This is a genomic window from Cupriavidus sp. 05L310 (assembly GCF_056398185.1).
Genome location: NZ_JBFTOX010000041.1, coordinates 77,237 through 83,236, shown reverse-complemented (window position 1 = coordinate 83,236; position 6,000 = coordinate 77,237). Strand labels below are relative to the sequence as shown.

The 6,000-nt window shown below is 67.5% G+C and carries 6 protein-coding genes; 4 read left to right on the top strand and 2 right to left on the bottom strand.

The features are described from left to right. Both AC1DS6_RS27315 and AC1DS6_RS27310 read left to right on the top strand, forming a co-directional pair. The coding region (locus AC1DS6_RS27315; RefSeq protein WP_477103541.1) for a copper resistance protein CopQ at window positions 1-603 on the top strand (603 nt) is incomplete at its 5' end. A 161-nt stretch (window positions 604-764) separates the two neighbouring features. After that, window positions 765-1,343, top strand: a complete 579-nt coding sequence (locus tag AC1DS6_RS27310; protein WP_441627534.1) for a TetR/AcrR family transcriptional regulator — start codon at window positions 765-767, stop codon at window positions 1,341-1,343. Here the strand turns inward: AC1DS6_RS27310 and AC1DS6_RS27305 are convergent. Then, the gene (locus tag AC1DS6_RS27305) at window positions 1,340-2,707 is read right to left on the bottom strand and encodes an APC family permease (RefSeq protein ID WP_477103540.1); all 1,368 of its coding nucleotides are present in this window, start codon (window positions 2,705-2,707) and stop codon (window positions 1,340-1,342) included. The two genes, AC1DS6_RS27310 and AC1DS6_RS27305, sit on opposite strands and share 4 nt — an antisense overlap. A 185-nt stretch (window positions 2,708-2,892) precedes the next feature. After that, a complete protein-coding gene (locus tag AC1DS6_RS27300; RefSeq protein ID WP_477103539.1) occupies window positions 2,893-3,765 on the bottom strand; it encodes a LysR family transcriptional regulator in 873 nt (290 codons plus the stop codon). A 145-nt stretch (window positions 3,766-3,910) separates the two neighbouring features. Between AC1DS6_RS27300 and AC1DS6_RS27295 the strand changes: the two genes are divergently transcribed. Both AC1DS6_RS27295 and waaC read left to right on the top strand, forming a co-directional pair. After that, the gene (locus AC1DS6_RS27295; protein WP_441627528.1) at window positions 3,911-4,513 is read left to right on the top strand and encodes a cysteine hydrolase family protein; all 603 of its coding nucleotides are present in this window, start codon (window positions 3,911-3,913) and stop codon (window positions 4,511-4,513) included. A 196-nt stretch (window positions 4,514-4,709) separates the two neighbouring features. Continuing rightward, complete coding sequence (waaC, locus tag AC1DS6_RS27290) at window positions 4,710-5,708, top strand: lipopolysaccharide heptosyltransferase I (protein ID WP_441627526.1); 999 nt, start codon at window positions 4,710-4,712, stop codon at window positions 5,706-5,708. The last annotated feature ends 292 nt before the right edge of the window (window positions 5,709-6,000 follow it).

The window sequence follows — 6,000 nt, the reverse complement described above, 5'->3', positions numbered from 1 at the left end:
GTTGCCGGCACCGCGCAGGCCTCGGGCCCGAAGGACAGCAGCTTCGCCGGCGACAAGTACGGCTATGTGTTCCGCAGCGCCACGCCCGACGCGTTCACCGACGGCGCGCGTAGCGGCAAGGCCGACCCGTTCACCGACGGCGCCCGCGTAGGCAAGGCTGACCCGTACACCGACGGCGCCCGTATCGTCGCCGGCCTGGACCGCACCGGTGTGTCGGCTTCCCCGGCCCGCAGCGTGGATGCCTATACCGATGGCGCCCGCAGCGGCAAGTTCGACCCGTTCACCGAAGGTGCCCGCGTCGGCAAGGCTGATCCGTTCACCGACGGCGCCCGTATCGTCGCCGGCCTGGACCGTACCGGCGTGTCGGCTTCCCCGGCCCGCAGCGTGGATACCTATACCGATGGCGCCCGTAGCGGCAAGTTCGACCCGTTCACCGAAGGTGCCCGTGTCGGCAAGGCCGACCCGTACACCGACGGCGCCCGCATCGTCGCTGGCCTGGACCGTACCGGCGTGTCGGCTTCCCCGGCCCGTAGCGTCGATGCCTACACGGATGGCGCCCGTACCGGCAAGTTCGATGTATTCACCGAAGGCGCCAACGCCTGAACGCGATGCCGTGAAGTGAATCAACCTGTCAGCCAATGAGTCTGGTGGTGCATGCAAAGAGCCGGTAGCACCGGCTTTTTGCCATTGATACCGGGAACAACCTCCGGCCAGGGCACCGCCAACGCTTCCCGAGGGTCCGCCGAAAGGTGGATGTATGCCATATGACCACCCAATCCGTACGCGAACAACTGCTTGAGCACACCCTGGTGCTGGTGCGGCAGCGGGGCTTCAATGGCTTCAGCTATCGGGACCTCGCCGAGAAGGTGGGGGTCAAGACCTCCAGCATCCATTACTACTTCCCCTCCAAGGAGGACCTGCTGACGGCGGCGGTGACGGAATACAGCGCGCGCATCTCCGGGTATGTGCGCGACATCGACACCAGCCTGCCCGTGGCCGAACAGGCTCGCGCGTATCTGAGGCCCTGGCAAGCTACGGCGGGCGGTGACGCGATCTGCCTGGTCGGCATGCTTTCCACGGAAACCTTGCTGCTGCCCGAGGCGGTGCATCGCATCCTCAAGGATTTCTATCGGCTGAATGAAAGCTGGCTCACCCGCTTGCTCGAAAGCGTGCCGCGGAACGGGCGGGCTACGCAGAGCCATGCCATGCCATTGCCTCCTCAGTCGATGGCGCAAGCGGTCTTCGGCGCCCTGCAGAACGGGCTGGTGGTGGCGCGCCTGTTCGGCGCCCCCCAGCGTATCGAAGCCGCGTCGGATCTGCTGATGGCGTCCGTTGCCGCCTAAGCGGTCAGTTGGCGCCGCCGGTTCAGCCAGAGCGGCACGGCACCGGCGGCGATGCCGCCCAGGGCAACCACGCGCGTGGCCAGGTCGAAACTCGGGATGCTGTAAAGCGCGATAAACCACAGGAACGCTGCGCTGCCGGCCGGCCAGAGCACCCGCAACAACAGCCTGGCCGGCGTGCGTGCGGCATGGTGCAGGGAGTGCCAGGCGCAGGCGAATCCTGCCAGTCCGTAATAGAACGCCACCTGGAAACCGATGGCGTTGACCGAGTCCTGGATGATCTGGCCCACGCTGCTGAAGCCCGCGGACAGGGCCAGCAACAGCAAGCCGAACGATGCAATCGCGGTTGTCGCCACCCACGGCGTGCGCCAGGTGCGATGCAATGCGGCATAGCGCGGGTGCAGCAAGCCATCGCGGCCTTTGGCGTAAAGGGTGCGGGTGAACTGCAGGATCGAGGTTTCCAGCGTACCCACGGTGCTGAGCATGACGGCCAGTACGGCCAGGTAGTCCCACGGGCGCGGCAAGAGCCGGGCGGCGAGGGCGAACACGGTATTGGTGCCGGCACGGCGAATCTCCTCGTCGCTCAGCACCGCCAGGCTGGCGACGACGAAGGCCAGGAACAGCGCAAGGACGATGAGCATGGAAAGCACGGCCCCGTGTCCGGGCGCGTGTTCGGGATCGCGTGTTTCCTCTGTCAGGTTGGCCGTCACGTCCCAGCCCCAGAAGAAGAACAGCGCCACCAGCGCGCCGTTGGCAAACAGTTGCGGCGTAAAGCCGGTTGGCGATAACCATGACAGCGAGATCGGATGCGCAAGCGGCAACGGCGCCCGCAGCAGGGCTGCGAGCACGATTGCCGCCAGCACACCCACCTCGGCCAGCGTCATCGCCACCTGGGTATAGCTGGTCAGCTTGATGCCCTTGATCACGACGGCGCTTACCGCCAGCAGCCAGCCCGCTGCGACCAGCGTGACCACGGGCGGACGTTCGGACAGCGCCGGATCGAACAGCAGCAAGGTGGCGGTCGCGGCGGGAATGGTGCCCGACACCATGAATACCGCCGAGGCCACCAGCAGCGTCCAGCCCGCGAAGAAACCCAGCACGGGATGAAAGATCTCGGACACCCAGGTATAGCAGGCGCCAGCGTTGGGATGCAGCTTGTTCAGTTGCTGGTAGGACAGCGTCACGCCGAACATGATCAGCCCGCAGTACAGCAAGCTGGCCGGCGCCAGGACCCCCACCGTGGCGACCAGGGTGGCCGTGGTTGCCGCCAGGCTGAAGGCGGGTGCCGTGCCCGCCACGCCCATCACCACGGATTCGCCCAGCCCGAGCGCGCCTGCATCCAGCTTTGCCGGTGAGTCCCGGTCCATGGTGGTGCTCCCGGTGCGGCCGGCTTGCCGGGGGCGGCAGGCCGGCTGGCCAATAATCGCAATGAGCGCGCTACCCGCGCCACGGCGCGTGCCGGCGTGCATTAGCCAACTATACTGCCTGCCCCCGCGCTTTCAACGGATTCCGCCGCCACGGGCGGCATCGGCCAGCGTCCAGGTTGCAAGGTTCAAGGACATTGCCGCAACTCCCCGGCCAGCCAGTCGATGACCGGCCGGAACCGTGAAGCGCCGCGAAATTCCTGCGGATAGGCCAGCCAGATCTCCCGCACCACCTCCGGCACCTCGCGCACCATCGTGAGCCGCGCATCGTCGCGCGCCAGATAATGCGGCAGCAGGCCGATACCTAGGCCGGTGCGGATTGCCTCATGCACCGCCAGCAGATTGTTCGACTGGAAACCCTTGCGCGCTGCCAGCGCCCGCGTCCATTCGGCTTCCGGCAGGGCCAGGCCTTCGTCCAGCAGGCCGCACAGCGGCGCGGCAGCGAGATCCTGCTCGCTCCAGGCGCCGGCACCGGCTGGCCGTGCCGGGGCATAGAGGCCGAAGCTCATGCTGCCGGCGCGCTGCGCGATCACGTCGCTTTCCTGCGGCCGCGCCAGACGCACCGCGATGTGGGCGCGGCGCCGGGCCAGGCTGGCGATACGATTGTCCGTTTCCAGCCGGACTTCCAGTTGCGGGTGCGCCCGATAGAGCGCGAACATGCGCGGCGTCAGGAAGTGGCTGCCGAGCGTCGCGGTGCAGGCAATGCCGACTACGCCGGAAACGCCGCCGCCGGCGTCCTCCACTTCGCGTAGCAGGCGTTCGGCCGAGTTCTCCATCTGCTGCGCCGCGGCCAGTGCCGCGCGGCCGGCGGCGGACAGCGCGAAGGCGCCATCGGTGCGCGTCGCCACGGGCTTGCCGAGCGCGGTTTCCAGCCGGCGGATGCGGCGGCTGGCGGTGGCGTGCGTGACCTCCAGTTCGCGGGCGCAGGCCGAATAATTTCCAGTCCGGATCAGCGTGGACAGGGTCAGCAGGTCATCCCAGTGCAGTGAGCGTTTTTGCACAATGGTTGTGAGGCAATTGAGAATTGGCGAACAGGATAGCGCGGCTTATCATCGCTTGCATGGCTGCCGCCACCGTGGCGCCTGCCTGTACCCGATCCATACCCGTTCAGTACCGGCTCACATACCGACTTCGAAAGGAATCACGATGGCCGCACCCTTCACCTTGCTCGACCTCGCCGGCGCCAGCCGCGCTCCTTCGGCCTGGGAGGCAGCCACCCTGGTCTTGATCGACCACCAGCGCGAATACGTGGACGGCAAGCTGCCGCTGACAGGCATGCCGGCGGCCATCGCGGCGTGCGGCGAACTGCTGGCGCTGGCGCGCCGCCACGGCAGCCCGGTGGTGCACGTGGTGCATCACGGCCGGGCCGGCGGCGGCGCCTTCGATCCGGAAGGACCCTACGCGGCCATCGTCGCGGGGCTGGAGCCGCAGGCCGGTGAACATACCGTGGTCAAGGGCCTGCCAAATAGTTTTGCCGGTACGACCCTGGCGGTGTTGCTGGAAAAACTTGGCCGCAAGGAGCTGATCGTGGCGGGGTTCCAGACCCATATGTGCGTGAGCGCAACGGTGCGGTCCGCACTCGATCATGGTTATCGCAGCACCGTGGTGGCCTCGGCCTGCGCCACGCGGGACCTGCCGGACCCGCTGGGCGGAGCGCCCCTCGCGGCGGCGGAAATCCACCGTGGCTCGCTGGCCGCGCTGCATGACCGCTTTGCCACGGTCGTGGCCAGCGCCGCTGCCTGGCGTTGAGCGGTGGGGCGGGCTGCGCGTTAGCGGAAGTCGAAGGAAAAGATGGCATGGCGCGGGCGCGTGGCGAGTGCCGCGCAGACCCCATTACAGGCGGGTGCACATCGGGTAATGCGTGCGCGGGCTATGGCCCTGGTGCATACTACGGCCTCGCCGCAAGCCGGCGAAGCCTGTCCGCAACCCGATCCCCGCCTTATCCATGAAACGCATCCTCCTCATCAAGATCACCTCGCTTGGCGATATGGTGCACACCTTGCCGTTGGTGTCCGACCTGCGCCGCGCTTATCCCGAGGCCAAGATCGACTGGGTGGCCGATGCTTCCTGCGCCGATATTCCCCGCTGGGCCGTGGGCGTCGACCGCGTGATCGCGCCGCCGCTGCGCGGCTTCAAGAAGTCCCGTAGCTGGGCTGACCTGCGTGCCATCTTTGGCGCACTGTGGGCATTGCGTCGCGAAAAGTACGATGTGGTGGTGGATGTGCACGGCGTGTATAAAAGCGCCATCGTGGCCTGGCTGGCGCGCTCGAGCCGGCGTCTGGGCTACGCCGCCGAGTATCTGGGCGAGGCGCGTGCCGTGTTCGCCTATACGCAGATCTTCGGGCCGCACGGAGACGCCACCGCGCGCCACAAGATGCGCATGGTGGTCGCCAACGCGCTCGGCTACGCACTGGATCCCGTCGAGCATTACGCACTGCGCGTGCCTGCGCCCGCCGCACCGCTCAATGCCGACGGCGTGCCACGCGCCATGCTGTTCCACGCTACCTCGGTCGAGGCCAAGAAATGGCCCTCGCAGCGGTGGATCTCGGTCGGCAGGACGCTGGCTGGTCGGGGCTACAAGATTCAGTTGCCCTGGGGCTCGCCCGCCGAGCGCGAGCAATCGGAGGCGCTGGCTGCCGAGATTCCCGGCGCCGAGGTGTTGCCGCGCATGACCATTACCGAATGCGCGCAGCGGGTGGATGCCGCCGCGCTGGTGGTCGGCACCGACACCGGCTTCGTCCACCTGGCCGATGCGCTGGGCAAGCCGTCGGTGATGCTGTTCACGGTGACCGACAGCCAGCATTTCGGGATCGACACGCCGGGCCAGTCTGTCTCCGTGGGCGCCCGCGGCGTGGTGCCCGAAGTTGATGAGGTGCTTGCCGCGATCGACCGGGTCACCGGCGGTCAGGCCAGGCCACAAGTGGCGGCCGCCAGCCTGGGCTGAACCGGTGCCCGATCCGCGGCTGCCCGCGTTGCGGACTGGGGTGATCAGCCAGCCGCCGCGGGCGCTTCAACACGTCACGCGTTGATCGCTTGCCCGCCCCGCGCGCCGGACGCCGGATGTGCCGGGCGGGTACCCCGCCTGGGCGATGGCTTGCCGTCGCACCGGCGCTGCCGCTAAAACTTCATCTAGCCGCCCATCAGCCGAAGCGCGTTCAATTGGTGTTCCAGGCATTCCTGGCATCACCTTCCCGTTGTCCACGTAGATCCCACGATGGCTGTAGCTGCGGCGCTGC